General features: G+C 61.6%; 27 protein-coding genes. 13 read left to right on the forward strand and 14 right to left on the reverse strand.

All coding sequences use genetic code 11. From position 1 onward, the window contains the following. Positions 1-156 precede the first annotated feature (156 nt). On the forward strand, positions 157-1533 hold the full coding sequence (locus ACYVHK_RS10935) for a S41 family peptidase (RefSeq protein ID WP_460531266.1): 1377 nt from the start codon (positions 157-159) through the stop codon (positions 1531-1533). Positions 1534-1669: 136 nt separating this feature from the next. Here the strand turns inward: ACYVHK_RS10935 and ACYVHK_RS10940 are convergent, their stop codons facing one another. The 3 genes from ACYVHK_RS10940 to metE form a co-directional block, all read right to left on the reverse strand. Next, a complete protein-coding gene (locus ACYVHK_RS10940) occupies positions 1670-2710 on the reverse strand; it encodes a hypothetical protein (protein WP_460531269.1) in 1041 nt (346 codons plus the stop codon). Positions 2711-2991: 281 nt separating this feature from the next. Continuing rightward, positions 2992-3426 (reverse strand): YiaA/YiaB family protein, encoded by a 435-nt coding sequence (yiaA, locus tag ACYVHK_RS10945; RefSeq protein ID WP_460531272.1) that lies wholly within the window; start codon positions 3424-3426, stop codon positions 2992-2994. A gap of 315 nt (positions 3427-3741) precedes the next feature. Next, positions 3742-6033: a 5-methyltetrahydropteroyltriglutamate--homocysteine S-methyltransferase gene (gene metE, locus ACYVHK_RS10950; RefSeq protein ID WP_460531275.1), complete on the reverse strand. Its 2292-nt coding sequence runs from the start codon at positions 6031-6033 to the stop codon at positions 3742-3744. Positions 6034-6143: 110 nt separating this feature from the next. On the opposite strand from metE, the gene ACYVHK_RS10955 reads away from it, so the two are divergent. Then, positions 6144-7055 carry a LysR family transcriptional regulator gene (locus tag ACYVHK_RS10955; RefSeq protein WP_460531279.1) on the forward strand — a complete coding sequence of 304 codons (912 nt, stop codon included), beginning with the start codon at positions 6144-6146 and terminating at the stop codon, positions 7053-7055. After that, positions 7052-7732, forward strand: coding sequence for an epoxyqueuosine reductase QueH (locus ACYVHK_RS10960; RefSeq protein ID WP_460531282.1), 681 nt, complete (start codon positions 7052-7054; stop codon positions 7730-7732). Before ACYVHK_RS10955 ends, ACYVHK_RS10960 begins: the two co-directional genes overlap by 4 nt. Positions 7733-7802: 70 nt before the next feature. Here the strand turns inward: ACYVHK_RS10960 and ACYVHK_RS10965 are convergent, their stop codons facing one another. Next, positions 7803-8735, reverse strand: coding sequence for a LysR family transcriptional regulator (locus tag ACYVHK_RS10965; protein ID WP_460531285.1), 933 nt, complete (start codon positions 8733-8735; stop codon positions 7803-7805). Between the two features lie 145 nt (positions 8736-8880). On the opposite strand from ACYVHK_RS10965, the gene ACYVHK_RS10970 reads away from it, so the two are divergent. Genes ACYVHK_RS10970 through ACYVHK_RS10980 form a run of 3 tightly spaced genes read left to right on the forward strand, consistent with a single transcriptional unit; the run spans position 8881 to position 10279 of the window. Continuing rightward, entirely contained in the window at positions 8881-9618 is a 738-nt protein-coding gene (locus ACYVHK_RS10970; protein ID WP_460531288.1) for an SDR family NAD(P)-dependent oxidoreductase, read from the forward strand. Further along, complete coding sequence (locus ACYVHK_RS10975) at positions 9612-10016, forward strand: nuclear transport factor 2 family protein (protein WP_460531291.1); 405 nt, start codon at positions 9612-9614, stop codon at positions 10014-10016. The genes ACYVHK_RS10970 and ACYVHK_RS10975 overlap by 7 nt, the downstream gene beginning before the upstream one ends. Positions 10017-10054: 38 nt before the next feature. Next, positions 10055-10279, forward strand: a complete 225-nt coding sequence (locus ACYVHK_RS10980; protein WP_460531294.1) for a tautomerase family protein — start codon at positions 10055-10057, stop codon at positions 10277-10279. Between the two features lie 60 nt (positions 10280-10339). Here ACYVHK_RS10980 and ACYVHK_RS10985 read toward each other — a convergent pair whose 3' ends face one another. From ACYVHK_RS10985 to ACYVHK_RS11020, 8 genes are all read right to left on the reverse strand, one after another. Further along, positions 10340-10840: a tetratricopeptide repeat protein gene (locus ACYVHK_RS10985; protein WP_460531297.1), complete on the reverse strand. Its 501-nt coding sequence runs from the start codon at positions 10838-10840 to the stop codon at positions 10340-10342. A gap of 92 nt (positions 10841-10932) precedes the next feature. Continuing rightward, entirely contained in the window at positions 10933-12156 is a 1224-nt protein-coding gene (locus ACYVHK_RS10990; protein WP_460531300.1) for an esterase/lipase family protein, read from the reverse strand. Positions 12157-12286: 130 nt separating this feature from the next. Then, positions 12287-12754: a GNAT family N-acetyltransferase gene (locus ACYVHK_RS10995; RefSeq protein ID WP_460531302.1), complete on the reverse strand. Its 468-nt coding sequence runs from the start codon at positions 12752-12754 to the stop codon at positions 12287-12289. A 48-nt stretch (positions 12755-12802) separates the two neighbouring features. After that, entirely contained in the window at positions 12803-13132 is a 330-nt protein-coding gene (locus ACYVHK_RS11000; RefSeq protein WP_460531305.1) for a DHCW motif cupin fold protein, read from the reverse strand. A 34-nt stretch (positions 13133-13166) separates the two neighbouring features. Beyond that, positions 13167-13427 (reverse strand): hypothetical protein, encoded by a 261-nt coding sequence (locus ACYVHK_RS11005; RefSeq protein WP_460531308.1) that lies wholly within the window; start codon positions 13425-13427, stop codon positions 13167-13169. A 17-nt stretch (positions 13428-13444) separates the two neighbouring features. Continuing rightward, positions 13445-14227 carry a DUF4349 domain-containing protein gene (locus ACYVHK_RS11010; RefSeq protein ID WP_460531311.1) on the reverse strand — a complete coding sequence of 261 codons (783 nt, stop codon included), beginning with the start codon at positions 14225-14227 and terminating at the stop codon, positions 13445-13447. A 94-nt stretch (positions 14228-14321) separates the two neighbouring features. Further along, positions 14322-14627 (reverse strand): hypothetical protein, encoded by a 306-nt coding sequence (locus tag ACYVHK_RS11015; protein ID WP_460531314.1) that lies wholly within the window; start codon positions 14625-14627, stop codon positions 14322-14324. A gap of 123 nt (positions 14628-14750) precedes the next feature. Further along, positions 14751-15632, reverse strand: a complete 882-nt coding sequence (locus ACYVHK_RS11020; RefSeq protein WP_460531317.1) for a DMT family transporter — start codon at positions 15630-15632, stop codon at positions 14751-14753. 120 nt (positions 15633-15752) lie between these two features. On the opposite strand from ACYVHK_RS11020, the gene ACYVHK_RS11025 reads away from it, so the two are divergent. Beyond that, complete coding sequence (locus ACYVHK_RS11025; protein ID WP_460531320.1) at positions 15753-16667, forward strand: LysR family transcriptional regulator; 915 nt, start codon at positions 15753-15755, stop codon at positions 16665-16667. A 3-nt stretch (positions 16668-16670) separates the two neighbouring features. On the opposite strand, the gene ACYVHK_RS11030 is transcribed toward ACYVHK_RS11025, so the two are convergent. Next, positions 16671-16961, reverse strand: coding sequence for a hypothetical protein (locus ACYVHK_RS11030; RefSeq protein WP_460531323.1), 291 nt, complete (start codon positions 16959-16961; stop codon positions 16671-16673). A 158-nt stretch (positions 16962-17119) separates the two neighbouring features. Here ACYVHK_RS11030 and ACYVHK_RS11035 point away from each other — a divergent pair, with 158 nt between their 5' ends. Next, on the forward strand, positions 17120-17881 hold the full coding sequence (locus ACYVHK_RS11035; RefSeq protein WP_460531326.1) for a rhomboid family intramembrane serine protease: 762 nt from the start codon (positions 17120-17122) through the stop codon (positions 17879-17881). Positions 17882-17887: 6 nt separating this feature from the next. Here ACYVHK_RS11035 and ACYVHK_RS11040 read toward each other — a convergent pair whose 3' ends face one another. Beyond that, positions 17888-18616 (reverse strand): substrate-binding periplasmic protein, encoded by a 729-nt coding sequence (locus ACYVHK_RS11040; protein ID WP_460531329.1) that lies wholly within the window; start codon positions 18614-18616, stop codon positions 17888-17890. A 152-nt stretch (positions 18617-18768) separates the two neighbouring features. Between ACYVHK_RS11040 and ACYVHK_RS11045 the strand changes: the two genes are divergently transcribed. The 5 genes from ACYVHK_RS11045 (at position 18769) to dkgB (ending at position 22758) form a co-directional block, all read left to right on the forward strand. Beyond that, positions 18769-19347 carry a hypothetical protein gene (locus tag ACYVHK_RS11045; RefSeq protein WP_460531332.1) on the forward strand — a complete coding sequence of 193 codons (579 nt, stop codon included), beginning with the start codon at positions 18769-18771 and terminating at the stop codon, positions 19345-19347. A gap of 66 nt (positions 19348-19413) precedes the next feature. Continuing rightward, positions 19414-19836 (forward strand): hypothetical protein, encoded by a 423-nt coding sequence (locus ACYVHK_RS11050; RefSeq protein WP_460531335.1) that lies wholly within the window; start codon positions 19414-19416, stop codon positions 19834-19836. 82 nt (positions 19837-19918) lie between these two features. Then, positions 19919-20506 carry an NAD(P)H-dependent oxidoreductase gene (locus ACYVHK_RS11055; protein ID WP_460531338.1) on the forward strand — a complete coding sequence of 196 codons (588 nt, stop codon included), beginning with the start codon at positions 19919-19921 and terminating at the stop codon, positions 20504-20506. A 163-nt stretch (positions 20507-20669) separates the two neighbouring features. Continuing rightward, on the forward strand, positions 20670-21872 hold the full coding sequence (locus ACYVHK_RS11060; RefSeq protein WP_460531341.1) for an MFS transporter: 1203 nt from the start codon (positions 20670-20672) through the stop codon (positions 21870-21872). Positions 21873-21945: 73 nt separating this feature from the next. Next, positions 21946-22758 carry a 2,5-didehydrogluconate reductase DkgB gene (gene dkgB, locus ACYVHK_RS11065; protein WP_460531344.1) on the forward strand — a complete coding sequence of 271 codons (813 nt, stop codon included), beginning with the start codon at positions 21946-21948 and terminating at the stop codon, positions 22756-22758. Positions 22759-22763 lie beyond the last annotated feature (5 nt).

Consider the following 22763-nt stretch of genomic DNA (forward strand, 5'->3'; position numbering starts at 1 on the left):
TCGTTACGGCAGCCGGTGCGAGCCCGCCACAGACATCGCGCCCAACCATGCGCAAGCCTGCAAGGCACCGGCAATCTCTGCCAAACTGCCTGCCCGCCGGCTCCCATCAAGACGGTGCCGAGCTACGACAAGACCGATCACGAGAGAAAGAGAAACATGCAGACCACGTTGGGCCTTGCCCTACTTGCCTTCGCCGCCCTCTGGCCCGCAGGCGCCCAAGCGGCAGAGACCGCAGCGCTCCCTGCCGCCGTACGTTACGACGTCGGCCAGTTGCAGCAGGATTTCCTGGCCATGCAGACGATGATCAGCCGTACCCATCCGGATGTACGCCATTCGGTATCGCACGAGGCACTGACCCAGGCCTACCGGCGGGTTGCAGTTCAGTTGCAAAAGCCGATGACCCGCGATGAAGCCTGGCGGGTGCTGGCCACGCTGAACCCCGTCTTTGCCGATGCCCACCTGGCCATTACCCAGCCCGACTGGCGCGGCCAGGTCCTGGCGCACCTGAAGGCGGGTGGCGGCCTGTTCCCCTATGAGGTCCATGTCGACCCGACCGGCGAGGTCTATATCCGGGCCGAGCTGGGCGGTAAGCCGACCCCGCTGGCCGGCGCACGTATCGACACGATCAATGGTCGGAAGGCAGGCGATGTCGTGGCCGCCATCCTGGACCGCACCCATGGCGACACGCTGGCATTCCGCGCCAACATCGCCTCACGACGCTGGGCATACTTCTACTGGAAGCGCTACGACGCCCCGGAGCGCTATACGCTGACCCTCCACCAGGGTGATCGCCCTCAGACCCTACAGTTGGCCGCCGGCACGCAGACACCCGCGCAGATCGCGACCGATAACGACTTTGATCGGCAATTCCAGTTTGCACTGCTGCCAGACAACACCGCCCTGCTGACGATCAACAGCTTTTACTGGGAGGACAAGGCGCGCTACTTCGCCTTTACTGAGCGTGCCTTTACCGCGATACGCGATGCGAAGGTGAGCAAGCTGATCATCGACATTCGTGCCAACGGCGGTGGCGATGACGATCTGTGGAAAAAAGGCCTGCTGCGCTATATCGCCGACAAGCCCTACAAGGGCGGTTCCGGTTACTTCAAGAAGGTATTGGCTGGCCGGCAAAGCGGCACCGAACAGGTGGGCGACGTGATCGCCGGCACGATCCAGACATGGGAAGGCTTGGAACCCGAGGGCCCGCTGCATTTCCACGGCAAGACCTATGTCCTGGTCGGCGACAACACCTACTCGTCTGCCATCCTGTTCAGCAACGTGGTTCAGGACTATGACTTCGGCAAGGTCGTCGGCACCGGAGGCTACGCCCGCACCTTGCAAAGCGGCGGCGTCCAGAGCCAGGCTTTACCGAATACGGGGCTGGAGATCGGCGCACCCCGCTTTTTGCTGATCCGCCCCTCCGGCGCCGCAAAGCCGGAATTACTGACCCCGGATATCAGCCTGCCTGACAACCCCTATGTCGGGGATGAGCTGGTGCAGACCTTGCTGAAGCGGATTTCAGCGCAACCATAAACGCCGAGGAATGCCAAAACACCCAGGACTCCTGGGTGGGCTGCTCCAACGAACGGGCGTAGCCAAGGTCTTGAGCAAGATAGCCCACCAAGGCGTTCCGGACGAAATGATCCAACCCACGGCGATGGTGGACAGTTCACAACCGCATTCCCAATGCCTTCAACGCCAACAGTAGCTCGCTCCTGCGCCCCTCTGGCGGCCATCCCCCGACCTTGCTCACTACCTTTCCAGCCTTGAGGAAGTAGAAGGCCGGCGTAGCCCAGGTATCTACCATCGGCCAATCCTGGTTGGCTACGGCCAGCGCCAGGCGCCGTCGGGGATGATCTCGGTTCCATTGCTGTATCAGGTCGAAATCCAGCGTACCGGCCTGAGGTGCAAGCCAAGTAACGTGATGACCCAAGGCTTTAGCTAACACCGGGTCCGCATCAATCGCCTGAAAAGCACGTTCGCAGAATTGACAGTTTGGGTGGACTACGGCTATCACTTGCAAGGTCTCAGGGACGAAAGGCTGCAATACGAGCCGGCGTTGCTGATCATCCACCACCCACAGCCTGGGCGTCTTGCCGGGTAAACCGGCGGGGTCTATCACCTCGGGCAAGCGCTCCATCCCGTTGGAAGGATGGGCAAGCTGCAACGCGCGTGCCTCGCTGAACATCCGGCCATCGACATAGCTCCGAAACAACCAATCGTAATACCGCGGCTCAGCAAGCTGACGCCTGGCTAGCTCTTCGAGCACCAGCGCCTGAGCCTTGATATGGGCTGCATCGCGCGATGCTGACGAGGCTTTGATGGCTGCTTTGTGCAGGAGCAACAAGCTGCCCTCATCCAGCGCCTTCAATTGGTCGAGGGTATAGCGGTCAGCCAGCGCCTCATCGAACCGCTTGCCGATTGCTGCATCAATTACGCCATCCGGTTTACAAGGCACTGCATCCGCAAGCTCATTGGCGTATTGCAGAAAGGATTGGGCACCCACAGCAGGGGATATTGAGTCGGCGTAGGCCAAACTGATTAGCGCGACACTGACAACTGCTCGCAAGCCGCGACCATACCAACTTGAAAATTGTGGCTTGCCTCGCACTGCCTGCCCCTCCCCTATCCCTGCATCAATTCGCTCTCGCGCCCATGACCGCACGCAGCACAATGCCTGGCACTCGGGGTTCTCAACGGTTTGCCACATGCCTTACACAATGGCCCGTAAAGGCTAAGTCTGTGGTGCCATAGGGCGTTGACATTGGTTTCGGTAAAGCCGGTAATGGACCGATAGTAAACTAGCGCTCTGGAATCAAACCCACATGCTTGTGCTTCGCTTAGCGAAACGCCATGAGCTTGCATATACGCCGTCAGCTCAGGGATTGTTCGATTAAGCAGCGCAGCCAACTTGGGCCACTCGGCCTCATCCAGCATGGGTATCACCCGGTCGCAACGCCAGCAGTAGAGGTCAGTAGGCACAATGGCTCACTACCCCGCCCGCTGCGTATCCGGATACTCGCCCAGGCCGCGCAGTGCCGCCACGTCACGCACGTTCTTCTGGATCGCCACGGCGGCAAACAGGCTCAGCACGAAGGACATGGCATAGAAGCCCTTCTCGCTCAGGTTGAGGCTGGCGTTCCAGAGGCCGACGCCGAGCAAGAGCAGGCAGACGGCCAGCGACACCCGGCACAGGGCGAAGTAGAGACCGGAAACGGCGATGCCTTCGAGCTTGTCGCGTACTGATTTCTGCAACGAGACGGCGGCGAACAGGCCGTACATCAGCAGGGTGAAGTAGTAGCCCTTCTCGTTGAGCAGCATGGCGGCGTTCCAGAGGCCGGCCAGATAGGTTGCGGCACCGACGATCAGTGCAGCCCAGGAGGCGGCGATAAAGGCGCCCGAGGGGCGGGGTAAGGTTTGCTTCAAGTTTTTCTCCCTGGCTTGCTTTTATGGTGAGGGACGCCGACCACCATCGGAATGCCGTCACCGCTTTGCTGGCTGCCGGCCCTCTTGCGAGCCCTACCGGACAACTGGCGTGGATAGTGCCATGTTGGCCGCAGGAAAGCCTCACCCAGATGGGGGAAAGCACGGTGCGATCCGCAATCGCTACTGTGGGGTGCGGATTCCGATACGGCTTTGGCCCGGCCGCTTCTGTCGCCCCGTTTCGCACGGCATGCCGGATAAAACAAAACATCCCGAGCATGGCTCGGGATGTTTTGCGGGACAAGACCGGGGCTAAGGTCAGACCGAAGCGCGGAGCGTCTTGGCAGCGGCCACCATATTGGTCAGGGCCGGGACGACTTCCGACCATTGGCGGGTCTTCAGGCCACAATCCGGGTTCACCCACAGGCGCTCGGCCGGGATACGCTCGGCAGCCTTTTTCATCAGGTGCACGATGTGCTCCTGCGTCGGGATGTTGGGCGAGTGGATGTCGTACACGCCGGGGCCGATCTCGTTCGGATAGTTGAAGTGGTCGAAGGCGTCGAGCAACTCCATGTCCGAGCGCGAGGTCTCGATAGTGATCACGTCGGCATCCATATCGGCGATGGAGCCGATGATGTCGTTGAACTCCGAGTAGCACATATGGGTGTGGATCTGGGTTTCGTCTTCCACGCCGTTGGCGGTGATACGGAACGATTCCACGGCCCAGTCGAGGTAGGCTTGCCATTCCGACTTGCGCAGCGGCAGACCTTCGCGCAGTGCGGCTTCATCGATCTGGATGACGCGTACGCCGGCCTTTTCCAGGTCCAGGACTTCCTCGCGGATCGCCAGGGCCAGTTGGTAGCACGATGCGGCGCGCGGCTGGTCGTCACGGACAAAGGACCAGTTCAGGATGGTGACCGGGCCGGTCAGCATACCCTTCATGGGTTTCTGGGTGAGCGATGCGGCGTACTTGATCCACGCTACCGTCATGGCCTTGGGACGGCTGATGTCGCCGAACAGGATGGGCGGCTTCACGCAGCGCGAGCCGTAAGACTGCACCCAGCCGAACTGGCTGAAGGCATAGCCATCGAGCTGCTCGCCAAAGTATTCGACCATGTCGTTACGTTCGGCTTCGCCATGCACCAGCACATCCAGCCCCAGGGCTTCCTGCTCACGCACGCTACGTTCGATCTCGGCATGCATGGCCTGGGTGTAGCCCGCTTCGTCCAGCTCACCGGCCTTGTACTGGCTGCGTGCATGGCGGATTTCTGCGGTTTGCGGGAAGGAACCGATGGTCGTGGTCGGGAAAGCCGGCAACTGCAATCGTGCAGCCTGCTTGGGGGCCCGCAGGGCGTAGGCGCTCTTGCGCTGGCCCAGCGCAGCATCCAGCTTGGCGATAGCGGCCTTGACGGCAGGGTTGTTGACGCGCGGCGAGCTGCGGCGGGCGTTGATGGCCGCCTGGTTGGCCTCCAGCTCGGCCGATACAGCGGCACGGCCGTGGTTCAGTGCAATGGCCAGGATCTTGAGTTCGTCGAGCTTTTGCAGGGCGAAGGCCAGCCAGGACTTCACGTCGGCATCCAGCTTCTGTTCGCTGGCCAGATCCACCGGCACGTGCAGCAGCGAGCAGGATGGTGCGATCCACAGCTTGTCGCCCAATTGCTTTGCTACCGGCTCCAGCCAGTTCAGGATGGCATTGAGGTCGCTCTTCCAGATATTGCGGCCGTTGATGACGCCGAGCGACAGCACGCGGTCGGACGGAAGACGGGCGATCAGCGCCTCGACTTCACCCTGTGCGTTGATCGCATCCAGATGCAGGCCGGCTACCGGCAGTTCGCATGCCAGCGACAGGTTCGCCTGCAGTTGGCCAAAATAGGTTGCCAACAGCAGCTTGAGCTTGCCGGTCGAGAGCGTGGTGTAGGCCTGGCGCAGCGCCTGTTGCCAATCAGCGTCCAGCTCGGTCACCAGGATGGGTTCGTCGATCTGCACCCAGCTCACGCCTTGCGTGGCCAGCGCATTCAGCAGCTCGGCGTACACCGGCAGCAGGCGGGACAGCAGGGCCAGCTTGTTGGAATCATCCTTGGCCTTGCCCAGTGCCAGATAGCTGACCGGGCCGATGATGACCGGCTTGGCCTTGACGCCCTGCGCACGGGCTTCGGTCAGTTGCGCCAGCAGGCGCGAGGTATCGAGCTTGAATTCGGTGGCGGCGGTGAATTCGGGGACGATGTAGTGGTAGTTGGTATCGAACCACTTGGTCATCTCACCGGCGGCAACGCCACCGCAGCAATGGGCATGTTCCTCGGCCCCCTGGGCGGAACGGCCACGTGCCACGCGGAAATAGTTGTCCAGCGCATCGCCGTGGAAATCCTTCACCCGCTCGGGCAGGTTGCCCAAAGTGAAGCTCATGTCCAGAACCTGGTCGTAGAAGGCAAAGTCGCCCACCGGAACGAGATCCAGACCGGACTGGTTCTCCCAGTGACGCTGGCGCAGTTGTGCACCGAGGGTTTTCAGCGCGTCGCGGGACGAGGCACCCTTCCAGTAGGTCTCCAGCGCAAACTTGAGTTCGCGCTTCGCGCCGATGCGGGGAAAGCCGAGGTTGTGTGTCGTGACCATGCCGTGTGTCCTTACCTGGTGGAATGAGAATGGGGCCATGTTAGGAACGACAAACCATGAAGTAAAATGGTATTGTTTCAACAATCAATTAATTTCATTCATGGACCGTGATGCTTGAAAGAGGCCATCTCGCGATCATTCGCGAAGTCGACCGTCAGGGTTCGCTGACGGCAGCGGCAGGCACGCTGTGCCTGACGCAGTCCGCCCTGAGCCATACGATGAAGAAGCTGGAGCAGTCGGTCGGTACCGATATCTGGCTGCGTGAAGGTCGCAGCCTGCGCCTGACGCAAGCCGGCAGCTATCTGCTGAAGCTCGCCAACCGGCTGCTGCCGCAACTGGAGCTGGCAGAGGAACGCCTGCGGCAATACGCCGAGGGTGAGCGGGGTGTGCTGCGGGTTGGCATGGAGTGCCACCCTTGCTACCAGTGGCTGCTGAAGATCGTCGCGCCCTATCTGGCGCAGTGGCCGGACGTGGATGTGGACGTCAAACAGAAGTTCCAGTTCGGCGGCATCGGGGCCTTGTTCGGCTATGAGATCGACCTGCTGGTCACGCCGGACCCCCTGTACAAGCCGGGCTTGCACTTCGAGCCGGTATTCGACTACGAACAGGTACTGGTGGTCAGCCGCCATCACAGGCTCGCAACGGCCGGCCATGTCGAGCCCGCGCAACTGGGCGAGGAAGTGCTGATCACCTACCCGGTCGCCATCGACCGGCTGGATATCTACAACCAGTTCCTGCAACCGGCGGGCATCACCCCCAAGCGCCACAAGGTGATCGAAACCACCGACATCATGCTGCAGATGGTCAGCAGCGGGCGTGGCGTGGCCGCGCTGCCACGCTGGCTGGTGGAAGAGTACGCCGACAAGATGGATGTACTGCCGGTCCGCCTCGGGCCTCGGGGCATTGCCAAGCAGATCTTTCTTGGCGCACGGGAGAACGAACTGGGCATCGATTACCTCGAAGCCTTTATTGACCTGGCCCGGCAACCGCTGCCCGCCACCGATGAGAAGCCGCGCCCATGACGCAGGATGTCGAACGCACCCCACTGCCATTGCCGCAGGGCCAGAACAAGGTGTTGCTGCATTCCTGCTGCGCACCCTGCTCGGGTGAAGTGATGGAGGCCATGCAGGCCTCGGGCATCGACTTCACGATCTTCTTCTACAACCCGAACATCCACCCGGTGAAGGAATACGAGCTGCGCAAGAACGAGAACATCCGCTTTGCGGAGAAGTTCGGTATTCCGTTCGTGGACGCGGACTATGACCTCGACAACTGGTTTGCCCGCGCCAAGGGTATGGAGAATGAACCCGAGCGGGGCGTACGCTGCACCATGTGCTTCGACATGCGCTTCGAGCGTACGGCGCTGTATGCCCACGAGCATGGTTTTCAGGTCATCACCAGCTCGCTCGGGATATCCCGCTGGAAGAACATGAACCAGATCAACGACTGTGGTGTACGGGCTGCGGCGCGTTACCCCGGCCTGCACTACTGGGAATACAACTGGCGCAAGGGCGGCGGTTCGGCCCGCATGATCGAGATCAGCAAGCGCGAGAATTTCTACCAGCAGGAGTATTGCGGCTGCGTCTACTCGCTACGCGATACCAATCGCCACCGGGTGGCATCGGGCCGCGAGAAGATCAAGCTAGGGGTGTTGTTCTACGGTACGGAGACTGACCAGGAACAGAAGCCGGAAGAATAGCTTCTTCACCCACAAGCCACCCTGCCGGAGTGGCCTGTGCGCACCACGCCTCCCCAGGTGATCCCGGTCATCAACCCGCCTCCGGATCAGGCTGCCCGAAATCATGCGCCAGCAGGAAATCCACGAAGGTCCGTACCCGCAAGGGGACAAAGCGGTTGTGCGGGTAGAGCAAGGTATAGGGACGCGAGCGCCCGCCGCAGGTCTGCAGTACCTCGACCAGGGTACCTCGGCGCAAATCCTCCGCTACTACGAAGCGATAGGCCTGGAACAGGCCGGCACCACTGCGCGCCAGGGTGCAACCACCCAGCACATCGTCCGATATCCGGTATCCGCCCTCGGTCAGCAGCTCCATATCCTGGCCCTGCTCCCGGAATAGCCAGGGAATCATCCGGCCGCTGCTCGGTAACTCGAACTGTATGCAGTCATGCTCGCGCAAGTGTGCGAGCGAGGTTGGCTCCCCTGCCCGGCGTAGATAGTCCGGGCTCGCCACCGTGACCAGTTCGGCATCCTCCAGATGCCGCGCGATCATCTGCGAATCCGCCGGTGCCCTGACCCGTATTGCCAGGTCGTAGCCTTCCTCGGCGAAGTCGATATTGCGGTTGCTGATATGCACGTCGACCTTCACGTCCGGGAACCGCGCCCGGAATGCCGGCAGCAAGGGCAGCAGGCGGTAATGGCCATAGGTCGTCGGTACGCTGATGCGCAGCAGGCCGGCCGGCTTTTGCTGCTGGCCCGATACCTCACGCTCCGCCTCGACCAGTTGGGTCAGCGCCTGTCGGCACTGCTCGAAATAGGCACGGCCACCTTCGGTCAGCCGGATCTGCCGGGTGGTGCGCACAAACAGCCTGACCCCCAGCCTGTCCTCCAGCCGCGAGATGGAACGGCTCACCGCCGCCGGCGTGACGCTGGCCATGTTCGCCGCGGCAGAGAAACTGCCCAGCTCGGCTGCGAGGCAGAAAAGCTCAATGCTGCCCAGCAGCAGGTCATCAAACTGGCGCTTCATAATTCATTACACCATGTATCAATTGAAGTGATATCAAACACATTTATCACCAATCAGAACACAAATAAAGTGCGCTCACCGACCAGCAGACCAGCGTACCGACTCTGCGGGCCATTCGATCTTCCTGAACCTGAAAGGACACATCATGAGCAAGCAAGCACAAACCATCGTCATCACCGGCGCCTCCAGCGGTATCGGCCTTGCCCTCGCCGAGGCCTATCTGTCGCGCGGTGACAAGGTTGTCGGCAATGCCCGCACGCTGGACCGGCTGGTGGCTGCCGCGACCCGCCTCGGCAATCCCGACAACTTCGCCCTGGTCGAAGGTGATATTGCCGACCCGGCCACCGCCACCCGATTGATCAACCGGGCGGTCGATCAGTTCGGCAAGGTCGACGTACTGATCAATAACGCCGGCATCTTCAACGCCAAGCCCTTCATCAGCTACACACCGGAAGAGCTGGAAGCGTTGGTCGATACCAACCTGAAGGGCTTTGTCTATGCATCGCAAGCAGCAGCCCGCCACATGATCGAACGCAGGCAAGGCCATATCATCAACATCACCGCCAGCATCGCCAGCCAGCCGCTGCTCAATGTCCCGGCCACGCTGCCTATCCTGATCAAGGGCGGCATCAACCAGGCGACAAAGGCACTGGCGCTGGAACTCTCGCCCTACAACATCCAGGTCAGTGCGGTGGCACCCGGCATCATCGATACGCCGCTGTACACGCCGGACATGCACGGCTTTCTCAACACCCTGCAGCCTGCCGGCCGTATCGGCACCACCCAGGAGATCGTCAACGCCGTCCAGTATCTGGCGGATGCCAGCTTCACGACGGGCGTGGTCCTGCCGGTCGATGGCGGGATGAGCAGTGGCAAATGGTAGCCGTTTCCGGACCCGGCACACGCAAGGAGGGCGGCCTGTCTGTTCACGCTGAGATTCTGGATCTGCTCGAGGTGTATTTCGACGGTATCCACACAGGCGATGTCGCTGCCCTGCGTAGCGTCTTCCACCCGCAGGCGGCTTTGTTCGGCGAGGTCAGGGGCGCTACGTCCTGCCGGCCGCTCGGAGCCTATCTCGATGCTGTCGCCAACCGCGACAGTCCCGCCAGCCTGGGCCAGACCAGGTTCATGCAGGTGCTGTCGATCGAGGTAGCAGGGGAAACTGCCATGGCAAAGGTGCGGTGCCTGATCTTCGACTTCAACTACCTGGACTTCCTGTCCCTGATACGGCAGGAGGGCCGATGGCTGATCGCCAACAAGCTCTATACGCATATCGCGTAGCAATGACTTCAACCTGACTTTAACCAGGAGATAGTGCCATGCCCTATATCAAGATCGAGATCACCCGCGAAGGTGTTACCCGTGAGCAGAAACAGCAGCTCATTGAGGGCGCCACCGACCTGATGGTGAAAGTGCTGAACAAGGACCCGGCTGCCACCTTTGTGGTGATCGACGAGATCGATACCGACAACTGGGGCGTGGGCTACGAGAATGTCACGACCCTGCGGGCCCGGCAGGCGGCGGAACGCGCCAGCCAGAAGTGAGTTCGAGTGGGCGCCCAGCGCCCACTCAGTGCATCAAGGGAAAGCCCACAAGTTTGGGGGCTATTCCATTTCCGCCAGCAGGCCCTCCGCATAGCGCGCCAGCGAGCGGTTGTAGCGGGGCAGGTACTGAGCAAGGGCGGTCAGGCTGTGCGAGACGGCTTCGCGTTCGCGGCCGACTTCGACCAGCGCCAGAGCCAGGAAGCCTCGTACGGCGCCATCCAGTTCATCCGATGCGGTATGGAGTTCCACGCTCAGGAGGGCAACGGCTTCTTCCGCCTCGCCCAGATTGCGCAGGGAGCTGGCCAGCTGGATGGTGGCACGCCGACGGCGGATGCCGGTGATCCCCGCCGCCAGGGCTGCACGGTAGAGCGGCACGGCACGATCAGAGTGGCCGGTGGAATCCTGCGCGCAGGCTTGCTCGAACAAGCCGATGCCGCTACCCGCCGGCAGTTCGGCCACCAGTGCGTCGATGCGTGCGACAAATTCGCCCGGCTCAATCTCGTCCAGCGTCTTCCAAAGCGCTGCAATCCGCTGCTCCCAGGCAGCCGGCGCGGTAGTCATGTCCCTGTTCCCTGTTGTGGTACGAGTCTTCGCTCGCGGCCCACGACTCTACAAGCAACTTGTTGCAGTACCACGAACTTAACGACATACCCTCAGGTTTTGTCGGTTCCCAGCCACACCTTCAGTTGGGAGTACACATCCGCATGGTCCAGCAGTTCCAGGTGGTTCATGCCGTACCCCACCCATTGCCGCTTGGCTGGAAAATCCAGCGCGAAGCGCGGGTCGGCATGTTGACCCAGAGCGCTGGCCAGTGGCACCAAGCCGTCGCCGATCAGTTGCTCACCCCGCGCACCGGGCTTCTTGGCAGTACTGGCGGCGATAGCGTAGCAGGCCACCCCCTTGGGCAGCGGTAGAGGCAGGCGACGATCATCATGGTGAGCGAAGCGATCCTGGCCTTGCCAGTCGGCATCCTGCAGGTTGCCGTGACGCAGGTCGGTAATCCCCGCGCTGCGCAGCTTGCCCAGACGGCTGAACGGAGCTGAATAAGCATTGGCCCCCAGCAGCATATCCACCCAATGACCACCGCGCTCCAGTGGCGCGCCGTGGTGGGGTGAGCCAAGAAAAACCAGCTTGTCCAGGCGAGCCAGCCAGCCCTGCCCCGCTTGCGCGGCATGGTGACAGGCACTGCGCGCCAGCAAGCCCCCCATGCTGTGACCAAGGATGGCGAATTGTTCGATCGGAACCGGCCAGGCATCCAGCAAGGCCTGAAGTTGCCCGCTCAGGCTGCGGCCATTCGCAGAGATATGCAGCCCGCTGTTGTAGTGCAGGTAGATCGGCGTCCAGCCCACATCCTCCGCCAGTGCAGCACCGTGGTCATGGCCGTGGCGCCGCCATTGCAGATCGTTCATGCACAGGCCGTGGATCAGCACCAGCAGCTTGCCGCTCGCTTGCGGCAGTGCGGCCGCCAGCGCCTGTTTCTGCGGCAACAGGGGTTGGCCCGCCGAGCGAAAACGCATCGGTAACGCTAACGGGTTGCCACTCTCCTGCAGATAGTCCCCCATCACGCCATTGAGGGCCGCCACCGTTGCCTCGCGCGCCGGGGATAAGCCATGGTTGCCAAACAAGGGGACCAGCCGGGACAAGGCGGCATCGATACCCCCCCCGACCATCTGCGTGACGCCACGGACCCGGCGATAGACAAAGCCGGTCAGGCCGCGGGTCCGACCCGATGTCGACTTGCTGCCGACCAGCGGAATGCGGCTGGCGATGGTCTGGTGCATGGACTCGACCAGGTCGATGACGCCCAGCGTGGCATCCACCCCCAGGCGGGTCACACCGCGTACATCGTCATGCCGCACGGGAATCTTGCCTGCCATATTGATCGCTCCTGGGATGGACCATCGCACCGGCACTCAGACGAGGGCCGGGAATACCGACACAGCATAGGCCCGCCAGCCCGGAACGCCGTGTTTATCTTATCACTGCGGGCAAGATGCCACGCGGCAGTCAGGTGACTGTCGGCGGCTCTATGCCGCCCAGCAAGGGGCGTTCGAACACATAGCCCGGCCGGGATTTGCTGAAGCCCAGTGATTCATAGAACCGATGCGCCTCTTCACGGTGCGCACCCGAGCCCAGCCGCAGGCGCTGGTAGCCCGTGGCCAGTGCCCACTCATGGGCCTTGTCCACCAGCAGGCGGCCTATGCCACGACGCTGGAAGCCCCCCGCCACGACCAGGGCGAATATCTCCGCATAGCCATTGCTGGCGATCAGCCGCACACCCTGCACTTGGCACAGGCCGACGACCCAGCCTTCCACTTCGGCCACGAAGATCAGGTTGTCCGGCACGGCACCGAGACGCTCGAAACGCAGCACGACCTCATCGACCGTTGACGGATAGCCCAGCTCCGGCAGGATTTCGGCCACAGCGACAGCATCATCCAGGCACATTTCACGGATAAGGACAGGTGTATTCATGATCATGTACGGCTATTTGGCAATGGAGACGAAATCCAGCTGGGTGGGTCAGTCCACAATAAACAGCTTAGCTCCAACTTCGGTCGACGACCGGTGCGGCTCGGCCTTGTCCGCCACCTGGTAGCTCATGCCGGGTCTGAGCGTGAAGCGACGGCCGTCTTCCAGCTCGGTATGCAGCTCACCGTCCAGACACAGCAGGATATGGCCCTTCACGCACCAATGGTCGGCCACATAGCCGGGCGTGTACTCCACCATGCGCACCCGCACATTGCCGAACTGCTGGGTACGCCAGTAGGCCTTGCCACTGTCACCTGGGTGCTCGGTACGCTCGACGGTTGTCCAGTCTGTGGTACCGAACGGAATGTCTGCCATCTGCATGCGTCTGAATCCTCTCTACCGCTGGCATTGCCAGCTATTTGGCGTCCCTGGTGGCGCCTGTTTCACGCCGATAATCCTCGTACGAGGTATTGGCCCTGGCAAGGCACCGCTGCCGGGCCTGCATATCGGGCTGCTTGTTGCATTCTTCCTGCTGCCAGTTCTGGCCCGATAGATAGAGCTGTTTGGACGAGCAGCCGCTGATCGCAAGGATCAAGACACCCACCAGCAAGGATGGCTTGCCACGCAAAGAAGGGATCAAGGCTAATCTCAACAGACTGCTTTCAATTGGGTTCATGACTCGGCACCGCGCCATCATGGCTTGCGGCGCCGCCACAGCTTGCGACCAGCCCAAACGACCAGGATCAGGGCGATAAACCATGGCAGCAGGTAGGCGATGCCGGTGATGGTCATCGAGATGCCCTGCGACAGGCTGCTACCAAAAGACTGGCCAGCCTCCACAATCGGGGACCAGAACGAACGGTGGCCGACGGTGCTGATATTGACGTTGAGTATCTCGGTATCAACCCGCTGCATCAGGTGCGCCTGCTCGCCGCTCAAGGCCTCCACATCGCTCTGGACCTGCGCGAGCTCCTTGTTCAGCTTGATCAGGGCATCCACATCGGCGGACGATTTGGCGAGCAGCGATTCGAGCTTGGCACGGTACTCCTGCAGCATGGCCAGCTTCCGGGCATTGTCCTTGATCGGCCCACCCAGATCCTCGGCGGTCGTGCTCTGGCCGGTGACCTCCCCCTGCTTGCCCAGGTCCGCGATCAGATTCTGCACGCCGCCGGGCTTGGCGCGGAACTTGAGCGAGGCATAGGCATTGCTGCCGGTGCGGATATGCGAATCCAGAATCACGCAGCCGTCGGCGGCGGCCGCCTTGCAGAGCGCCTGGGCCTGGGCGAACAGCGAGGCCAGTTTCTCCTCCTCCGACGCCAGCTCCAGCGTGTGCTCGTAAGCCAGGTAGCTTTGCGCCCCACCACGGCTCGCCACGGCGTCTGCCATCGGCCCTCCGCCACCGGCTTCTTCCTTGCGGCCACAAGCGACCAACGCAAGCGTTGTGAAGAGAACCAGCAGATATCGTCGCATCGTCATGGGGAAGGCGTATGGGTAAGGCATCGGTACTGAATAGGGGTCTAGCGCCCGGCACGGGACGGGTTCAACCGGAAAAAACCAACTGCTCGGGCGGCTATTGATCCGCATCATCCTTGCGACGCAAGGCGACCAGGCCTTTGGGATCGCGATCAAACCATAGCCATTGGGTATCCATGCCACCCTTGCGCAGGATGAATTGGCGCAAGGTGAGTGAAGCGACCAGCAGCGCTGCCGAGGCGGCGGTCAACACGATCAGCGCGAGCACGCCATAGATCACCAGGGTACTGACGGGTACGTCTGGCAGCAGCGGGCGGCTTGCAACCGCAGCCGTGCTACCAATGATGGCCAGCGCCAGCAACACCTTGGCGGTGCCGATCAGGCTGGACTTGGACAAAAACATGGGCTCCCCCGGTTCGTGGATATTGTGGTTGATAGGACTAAGACCACGAACACCGCGAGATGGTGCCATGAAGCGGGAAAGTTAACCTCCTCCATATGGAGGAGTGCGATGAAAATACATCACTCAAGCAGCCGCAACCGGTTCGGCTGGCGCGGGTGCTCTCGCCGGCATCACCGCCCACAGGCTCGCCACCAGGATCAGCACGCCGCCCAGCATGGCTTGCGGCGCTAGCGTTTCGTCCAGCCACAGCATGGCAAACACGGCGCCCCAGAGTGGCTCGCTGCCCATCAGCAGCGCGGCGCGGGTTGGCCCGCTGTGGCGTATGCCCCAGTTCTGGGCAAAGAAGGCGAACAGGGTGCAGAACAGGACCATGTAGAGCACGATCAGCCAGAAGGTTGGCGCACTGGGCAAGGCAGGCAGCGGCGTGGGTAACAGCATGGCGATGCCCAGGCAGGCCAGCCCCACCATCCCCGTCTGCAGGCCAGTGAGGCCCAGCGAAGAAATAGGCTTGTCGGCCGTCAGCCGCTTGGTCATGCAGACAAAGATCGCCCGCAATACGGCGGCGGCCAGCATCAGGCCATCGCCGAGATTCAGCCCCAACGTGAGGCTGCCGGTCAGCAGCAGCGTGCCACACAAGGAGACCCCGGCCGCCACGAAGGCAGCTTTCGCCGGGCGCTGGTCCAGCAGCAACCATTCCACAAAGGGCGTGAGCACCACGCACAGGCTGATCAGGAAGGCGGCATTGGCGGCGGTGGTATGCGCCACGCCCCAGGTCTCGCACAGGAAGATACCCAGCAGCATCAGGCTCAGCGGTGCGGCGGTCTGCAAGGCCATGCCGGGATGGCGCCGCAGCTCCCGCCAGACCGCCGGTAGCAGCAGGACGAAGGTCAGACAGAAACGTGCTGCCAAAAAGCCCAGCACCGGATAGAACAGCAGCGCCTGCTTGGCCAGGCCGTAGCTGGTCCCCCACACCACCGCCACCAGTAACAGCAGGAGTTCTGCCATGGTCTTGCCCCTTCGATACGATCGATCAAGCGCGACCCAAGGGGGTCGAGCACGAAGGGGCATTATCAAACCTGACGATAAAGCTGATAATCCAGCCATTCAGAACATCAGTTGTGCGCCATGGGAATAAATCGACTTGACCTGCTGCTGCCCGACATGGCCATCTTTGTACGGGTGGTGGATTGCGGCAGCTTCTCGGCCGCGGCGCGGCAACTGGGGCTGACCCCCTCCGCCGTGAGCCGCACGGTCAGTCGGCTGGAGGGGCAGTTGGGCTTGCGCCTGCTGGAACGCTCCACCCGCCAGTTGCGCCTGAGCGATGCCGGCAGCGATGTCTACCAGCGCAGTGCCACCATGGTCGCCGCCGCCCGCGATGTCGTCGCCCTGGCCGAGAGCGCACAGGAAACACCACGCGGGCTGGTACGTATCAGCATGCCCAAGGCCTTTGGACGCAGGGTGATCCACCCCTTGATGCCGGCCTTTCTGGACCGTTACCCCGATGTGAACGTGCAACTGATCCTCAACGACCGCATGCTCAATCCGGTCGGCGACGAGGTCGACCTGATGATACAGGTCGCGGATCAGCCACCACCCTCCTTGGTCGCCCGTCGGCTGATGCCGGTACGGCAGGTGCTCTGCGCCGCTCCGGCGTATCTGGCCGCACGTGGCACACCGCATAATCCCGCCGAGCTCGCCACCCATGATTGCCTCTACCTGGGCGAAACAACCAGCGATGCCAACTGGAGTTTCCGGCATGGCAAGGATCACCTGACCGTACCGGTGCGCGGGCGCTATGTCTGCAATCACAGCGAGGTACGGCTGGAGGGTATGCTGGGTGGATTGGGCATTGCGGTACTGCCGTATTTCATCGCCGCCAACGCCCTGGCCGAAGGTAGTGCCGTAACCGTGCTGCCGGAGTGGGAGTTCGTGGGCGCCTACCAGGGAACCGCCTGGCTGCTGAACACCCCCAACACCCGGCTAACACCCAAGTGCCGAGTACTGATCGATTACCTGCTGGCCGAGCTCAAGGACCGATAGCCCTCAGGCGCCCGGCGCGAATAGCAGGACCTCCTGACCATCGAGGTTCAAGGCACCAAGCAGCCGGCCTTCCTCATCATCGGCATAGGCCGCCAGCAGCGCGAGCGCGCCAGGCTCACCGTGCGAGGCCGGCTCAATCGCCTCGATCAGGCAATCCATCGAGAACCGGTCATTCATGGCGATTCTCAAATGCATGCCCGGCCGGGCAGTACCATCGATGACCTTACCTTCAACGGCAAATCGCTGGCGGGACTCGAGCAGGAAACTCTGGTCAATCAGGAATCGGGCAATCATGCAGCCTCCACACAAGCATCGGCCAACGCGGGTGTACCACTACAGGACATGCTAGCCCAGTGACGACATGAACGCAGGTGCTCGGCAGCATCGAATCCGGCAAGCTGAATACCCTCGGCCTACACTCCCAGGCAGGCCACTCCTGGAACAGACGCGCCATGTCCCGTGACTTGCAATCCGATTTCCTGCACAGGCTGGGCCAGCTCAGCCCCCGCGCGCCGATCACGCCCATCCTGGTCGGGCTCAACCTACTCGTCTTCATCGGCATGTTGCTGGCTGGCGCGGGGCTGGTGGAGATCAATCCGGCGGTGGCGGTCCGCTGGGGTAGCAACTACGGCTCCCTCACCACGGGCGGCGAGTGGTGGCGGCTGCTGAGTTCGACCTTCATCCACTTTGGCATCCTGCATCTGGCCTTCAACATGCTGGCGCTGTATCAGACCGGCCCCATGGTGGAGCGCATGTACGGCAGCCTGCATTTCCTGGTGCTGTATGTCATCGCCGGCCTGGTCGGCAGCGCGGCCAGCTTGCTATGGAACCCGCAGGTTCACAGCGCTGGCGCTTCCGGCGCCATCTTCGGCGTCTTCGGTGGCATGCTGGCCTTCATGATCAAACCCGGCAGCGCGGTGCCCCCTGCTATCGTCAACGCTCACCGCAACAGCACGCTGGTGTTCATCGCCTTCAATCTGTTCTACGGTTTTGCCAGCACGGGCATCGACAATGCCGCACATATCGGCGGGCTGCTGAGTGGCTTTCTGGTCGGCCTGCTACTCGCCAGGCCCTTGTCACCGCAGGCTCGTGGCAGGACATTCGATCTGCGCATCGTCCTCGCCTTGCTTGCGGCCACTTTGCTTCTGGGCGGCATGGCCTACCAGATCACCCCCAACGCCGCTGCGGCCAGACTGGGCAGGCTCAGCCCCTGAGCGTCTCTACTCTTTCAGGTATTTATCGTAGATCGCCTGGTAGCGCCCACTACTCTTGAGCTGCTTGAGCCCGGCATTGAAATCATCCCTTACCTGCTTGCTACGGAACACCGGCCGGTAGTCCATGGGGTTCAGGATGGTGAAAGCATGTTCTTCAACCGGCAGGATCTCGAAGCCCTGCCGCTTCAATTGCAGCGAGAAGTACTTGAAGATATTACGGTCGCTCAGTACCACGTCGTAGCGACCCTTCATCAGGGTCTTGACCTGTACTTCCTGATCGCTCTGCTCGATATAGCGGCCCTCCGGCTTGAGCGGGTTCAACCACTGCGGGTAGCGGTTGGCTGCGCCCTGGAATGACACCACCGTCAGGCCTTTGAGATCCTCGGGCTTGTGGATGGAAAGTTTGCGACGCTTGAGCGTGATCAGCACATTGTCGTACAGCACTGCAGGGTCGCCGTAATAGCCGCCAAAGGGTGTCATGTCCTCGCCCAGGTCGGTCATGGCCGCATCCACCTGGCCACCTTTGAAGGCCACCGGTACACGGGCAAACGGATAGTAATGTGGCGCCAGCACGTGACCCTTGTAGGCCAGCGCCTCGCCGATTACTTCGAGCTCGATGCCGGAATTGGTCTGCGGAAAACAAAAGGGCGGAATCTTCTCGCCAAATGCCATCGATACTTCCGTCGCCTGGACGGGTGTTGTCAATATCAGCAGGAACAAAGCCCACAAGCGCATGGCAGGATCATCAAGTAGAGAAACATAAAATATATTAAAGGCTAGCACAGACTTTTCATCTCACCGCAGGCATTGGTAGCCCGCGGGGCAAGCGCCAGGGGATTCATCGCTGCTATCCTCACCTATCCGCTTTAACAATGAGCCGGCCGTTCGTGCTTTCCTCCCTGCGACCTTCGATCTACATCCAGCATGCTGCCGATCGCGTCATCGTGCGCAATGTCAGCTCGGATAGAGCGCTGACCAATACCCCATCGTCTCGCCCTGATGCCATGCCATCGTCGACTACCGTCCTTGCCGCCATCACCGCCATCTTGCTGGCCAGTTGCGCGCCCTTTCCGCATCAGGTCTACACGACGCCAGAGATACAGGGCAGCCTCTCAGTAGGAGGTATTCCCGTCCAGGGTACTGCAGTCCTGATCGGCACCGCCGCCGACCAGCCAGCCCCTTGCCACAACGCAGTCCAGGTTACTACCACCGATGTACAAGGGCGTTTCCATATCGCAGCCCGGTCCGAGACCGACTATCTCATCTCCGGCATCAACCCGCCTTCGAGCCAGGGCCAGCTCACGCAGGTCTGTTTTCAGACGCCGGGTGAGCCCCTGCGCTACGGGAGTGGCATTTTTAGTTGGCGCAGCAAAGAAACCCGGATCAATATCCTCTGCGACCCGACTCTAACCGTGCAGCGCTCGCCAACGGGCCTGGATCAGATCTGCCGGCAAGCGGGGCAATAGCGCGTCGCAAGTATCCTGCGGGTGAAGCGATGCGGCCCAATGCCGACCAGCAACCGGAGACCCTTCATGAGCAACCCCAACGCCGGTTATTCCGGCACCCCGCTCGCCAAGAAGCTCGGCATGGTTGCCTGTACGCAGGTGCTGGCCATCAACGCGCCGGAACACTACCAGGAATGGCTGGCACCTTTGCCGCCGGACATCACGTTTGTCGATACCCTCTCCGTCCAGACCGACATCGTCCATCTGTTCACTGCGGAGCGAGCGGAGCTGGCGTTCGAGCTGGCACACATGCGCGATAGCATCCGGCCCGACGCTGCCATCTGGATATCCTGGCCCAAGAAAGCCGCCAAGGTCCCGACCGATATCACCGAGGATGTCATCCGCGACGTGTGCCTGCCACTGGGTTATGTCGACGTCAAGGTCTGCGCGGTCAGCGAGGTGTGGTCGGGCTTGAAACTGTTGATACGCAAGGAACTACGCGGAAAGTAAGCAGTACGATTGCGCCAGATCAAACTGCTTTCGCTTTTACCGTGCAAGGCTAGTTGCTCAATACCAAGCCAGGGGCATCAGCATGGGCAAGCATATCCTCCTGATCCAGGGCCATCCGGACTGTAGCCAGCGGCATTTGTGCCATGCGTTGGCATCCGCCTATGCCAGGGGCGCGAAGACGGGTGGTCATGAGTTGCGGCATATCAATGTCGCCGAACTGGATTTCGGGCTGGTGCGCAGTCAGCAGGAATGGGAGCACAGCTCGCCCCCCGCCGATATCCTGTTCGCCCAAGAATCCATCAAATGGGCAGATCATCTGGTACTCCTGTTCCCACTATGGCTTGGTGATATGCCCGCCCTGCTCAAAGGCTTTCTGGAACAGGTCGCCCGTCCTGGCTTCGCCTTCACCTATGAAGGGAGCGCCCGGCGCCCCCACAAGGGTCTCACCGGCCGTTCCGCCCGCCTCATCGTCACCATGGGCATGCCGGCAATGATCTATCGCTGGTACTACCATGCCCATAGCCTCAAATCACTGGAACACAATATCCTCGGCTTTGTCGGCATTGACCCGGTGAACACCACACTGATCGGCATGGCCGCCAGCCTCAAGCCACTCGCAACCGAAAAGTGGTTTGCCAAGCTGGAGCAGCTTGGGAACGACGCGTTGTAGTTCATGCCTTGGTGGAATCAGTAATCCATACCGCCGGCAGTTGCATCAAATCAACCGTCCGAACTATGGACTAAAAATCAACAATCCTTTGCAGTAAACCGTATTTTTCTGCAACAACGACATCGCCATACTCCGCTCCGTCATCTCTTACCGGAGTATCGCCATGCCCATTGCCCTGCTGGCGCTGACCCTCAGCGCCTTTGCCATCGGTACGACAGAGTTCGTGATCGTTGGCCTGCTGCCTACGGTCGCCAACGACCTCAACATCACCCTGCCTTCGGCTGGCCTCCTGGTCAGCCTGTACGCGCTGGGCGTTGCCATCGGCGCCCCGGTGCTCACCGCACTGACCGGCAAGCTGCCGCGCAAGACCCTGCTACTGAGCCTGATGGCCCTGTTCACCGCTGGCAACCTGCTGGCCTGGCAGGCGCCAGGCTATGAATCGCTGATCCTGGCCCGGGTGTTGACCGGTCTGGCCCACGGCGTGTTCTTCTCGATCGGCTCGACCATCGCCACCGGCCTGGTCCCCAAGGAGAAAGCAGCCAGCGCCATTGCCATCATGTTCACCGGTCTGACGGTAGCGCTGGTGACCGGCGTGCCGCTGGGTACCTTCATCGGCCAGCACTTCGGCTGGCGTGAGACCTTCCTCGCCGTCGCCGGCCTGGGTGCGATCGCCTTTATCGGCAGTCTGATGTTCATCCCCAGGACGCTCGCCCATACCCCGCCCGCTTCGCTGCTGACGCAAGCGCGCGTACTGGCCGAACCACGCCTGCTGCTGGTCTATGCCAAGACGGCCATCGGCTACGGCGGCACCTTCATTCCCTTCACCTTCCTCGCCCCCATCCTGCAGGACATCTCCGGCTTCAGCGCCAGTTCGGTAGGCTGGGTGATGCTGGTGTACGGTGTATCGGTCGCCGTGGGCAATATCTGGGGTGGCCGCCTGGCCGATCGCAAAGGCCCGATTCCCGCCTTGCAGATCATCTTCGCCCTGTTGGCCCTCGTCTTGTTCGCCCTGACCTTCACCGCCGCCAGCAAATGGCTGGCCCTGGTCACCATCCTGCTGTGGGGTGCCGTCGCCTTTGGCAACGTGCCCGGCCTGCAGGTCTATGTGGTGAAGCAGGCCGAACGCTTTACGCCACAAGCGGTCGATGTGGCATCCGGTCTCAATATTGCGGCCTTCAACCTCGGCATTGCCGGTGCGGCCTGGGCCGGTGGCCTGATCGTGACCCATCTGGGGCTGATGCATACCCCGTGGATCGGTGCCCTGGTCGTGCTGGTATCGCTGGCACTGACGACCTGGAGCGGCAAGCTGGACCGTAAAGCGGGGATTCCGATCCGCTTTGATGGCCCGGTACCGGTTGGCCACTGATAGCGACACGCTTTGATAAAACCAGAACAAGGCTGGAACCACGCTTCCAGCCCCACCCAAAAAAGGAATGATCATGAATACCAATACCCTCCCCGCCTTCGGTCTTGGCACCTTCCGGCTCAAGGATCAGGTCGTGATCGACTCGGTCCGCACCGGTCTGGAACTGGGCTATCGCGTGATCGATACCGCACAGATCTATGGCAACGAGGCGGAAGTCGGCCAGGCGATCGCCGACAGCGGCGTGGCCCGTGACGAACTGTTCATCACCACCAAGATCTGGACCGACAGCTACGCCGCCGACAAGCTCATTCCCAGCCTGAAGGAGAGCTTGCGCAAGATGCGTACCGAGCAAGTGGACCTGACCTTGATCCACTGGCCGGCCCCTGCCCAGCCAGTCGTCCTGGCCGAATACATGGGTGCCCTGGCCGAAGCCAAGCGGCAGGGCCTGACCCGGCTGATCGGCGTCTCCAACTTCAATATCGATCTCATGCAGCAGGCCATCGCCGCCGTGGGCCAGGGCGAGATAGCGACCAACCAGATCGAGCTGCACCCCTATCTGCAGAACCGCAAGGTAGCGGAATTCGCCCGTAGCCAAGGCATACGCATCACCTCCTACATGACCCTCGCCTACGGCAAGGTCCTGGCAGACCCGGTCATCATCGCCATCGCCGAACGTCACCGCGCCACCCCGGCGCAGGTGGTGCTCGCCTGGGCGCTGCAACTGGGCTACGCCGTCATCCCGTCCTCCACCAAGCGCGAGAACCTGGCCAGCAACCTGCTGGCGCAAGGGCTCAAGCTGACCGAGGCCGACATGGACGAGATCGCTGCGCTGGAGCGCAAAGGGCGGCTGGTAGACCCGGATGGTCTGGCACCTGCTTGGGATTAAGTAGA

The organism is Chitinimonas naiadis, assembly GCF_054780835.1.

What these genes read in the sequence shown, in the direction of transcription:
- ACYVHK_RS10935 (WP_460531266.1), top strand. Translation starts at nt 157, where the DNA reads ATGCAGACCACGTTGGGCCTTGCCCTACTTGCCTTCGCCGCCCTCTGG.
- ACYVHK_RS10940 (WP_460531269.1), bottom strand. Translation starts at nt 2,710, where the DNA reads ATGTGGCAAACCGTTGAGAACCCCGAGTGCCAGGCATTGTGCTGCGTG.
- metE (WP_460531275.1), bottom strand. Translation starts at nt 6,033, where the DNA reads ATGGTCACGACACACAACCTCGGCTTTCCCCGCATCGGCGCGAAGCGC.
- ACYVHK_RS10955 (WP_460531279.1), top strand. Translation starts at nt 6,144, where the DNA reads ATGCTTGAAAGAGGCCATCTCGCGATCATTCGCGAAGTCGACCGTCAG.
- ACYVHK_RS10960 (WP_460531282.1), top strand. Translation starts at nt 7,052, where the DNA reads ATGACGCAGGATGTCGAACGCACCCCACTGCCATTGCCGCAGGGCCAG.
- ACYVHK_RS10965 (WP_460531285.1), bottom strand. Translation starts at nt 8,735, where the DNA reads ATGAAGCGCCAGTTTGATGACCTGCTGCTGGGCAGCATTGAGCTTTTC.
- ACYVHK_RS10970 (WP_460531288.1), top strand. Translation starts at nt 8,881, where the DNA reads ATGAGCAAGCAAGCACAAACCATCGTCATCACCGGCGCCTCCAGCGGT.
- ACYVHK_RS10975 (WP_460531291.1), top strand. Translation starts at nt 9,612, where the DNA reads ATGGTAGCCGTTTCCGGACCCGGCACACGCAAGGAGGGCGGCCTGTCT.
- ACYVHK_RS10980 (WP_460531294.1), top strand. Translation starts at nt 10,055, where the DNA reads ATGCCCTATATCAAGATCGAGATCACCCGCGAAGGTGTTACCCGTGAG.
- ACYVHK_RS10985 (WP_460531297.1), bottom strand. Translation starts at nt 10,840, where the DNA reads ATGACTACCGCGCCGGCTGCCTGGGAGCAGCGGATTGCAGCGCTTTGG.
- ACYVHK_RS10990 (WP_460531300.1), bottom strand. Translation starts at nt 12,156, where the DNA reads ATGGCAGGCAAGATTCCCGTGCGGCATGACGATGTACGCGGTGTGACC.
- ACYVHK_RS10995 (WP_460531302.1), bottom strand. Translation starts at nt 12,754, where the DNA reads ATGAATACACCTGTCCTTATCCGTGAAATGTGCCTGGATGATGCTGTC.
- ACYVHK_RS11000 (WP_460531305.1), bottom strand. Translation starts at nt 13,132, where the DNA reads ATGCAGATGGCAGACATTCCGTTCGGTACCACAGACTGGACAACCGTC.
- ACYVHK_RS11005 (WP_460531308.1), bottom strand. Translation starts at nt 13,427, where the DNA reads ATGAACCCAATTGAAAGCAGTCTGTTGAGATTAGCCTTGATCCCTTCT.
- ACYVHK_RS11010 (WP_460531311.1), bottom strand. Translation starts at nt 14,227, where the DNA reads ATGACGATGCGACGATATCTGCTGGTTCTCTTCACAACGCTTGCGTTG.
- ACYVHK_RS11015 (WP_460531314.1), bottom strand. Translation starts at nt 14,627, where the DNA reads ATGTTTTTGTCCAAGTCCAGCCTGATCGGCACCGCCAAGGTGTTGCTG.
- ACYVHK_RS11020 (WP_460531317.1), bottom strand. Translation starts at nt 15,632, where the DNA reads ATGGCAGAACTCCTGCTGTTACTGGTGGCGGTGGTGTGGGGGACCAGC.
- ACYVHK_RS11025 (WP_460531320.1), top strand. Translation starts at nt 15,753, where the DNA reads ATGGGAATAAATCGACTTGACCTGCTGCTGCCCGACATGGCCATCTTT.
- ACYVHK_RS11030 (WP_460531323.1), bottom strand. Translation starts at nt 16,961, where the DNA reads ATGATTGCCCGATTCCTGATTGACCAGAGTTTCCTGCTCGAGTCCCGC.
- ACYVHK_RS11035 (WP_460531326.1), top strand. Translation starts at nt 17,120, where the DNA reads ATGTCCCGTGACTTGCAATCCGATTTCCTGCACAGGCTGGGCCAGCTC.
- ACYVHK_RS11040 (WP_460531329.1), bottom strand. Translation starts at nt 18,616, where the DNA reads ATGCGCTTGTGGGCTTTGTTCCTGCTGATATTGACAACACCCGTCCAG.
- ACYVHK_RS11050 (WP_460531335.1), top strand. Translation starts at nt 19,414, where the DNA reads ATGAGCAACCCCAACGCCGGTTATTCCGGCACCCCGCTCGCCAAGAAG.
- ACYVHK_RS11055 (WP_460531338.1), top strand. Translation starts at nt 19,919, where the DNA reads ATGGGCAAGCATATCCTCCTGATCCAGGGCCATCCGGACTGTAGCCAG.
- ACYVHK_RS11060 (WP_460531341.1), top strand. Translation starts at nt 20,670, where the DNA reads ATGCCCATTGCCCTGCTGGCGCTGACCCTCAGCGCCTTTGCCATCGGT.
- dkgB (WP_460531344.1), top strand. Translation starts at nt 21,946, where the DNA reads ATGAATACCAATACCCTCCCCGCCTTCGGTCTTGGCACCTTCCGGCTC.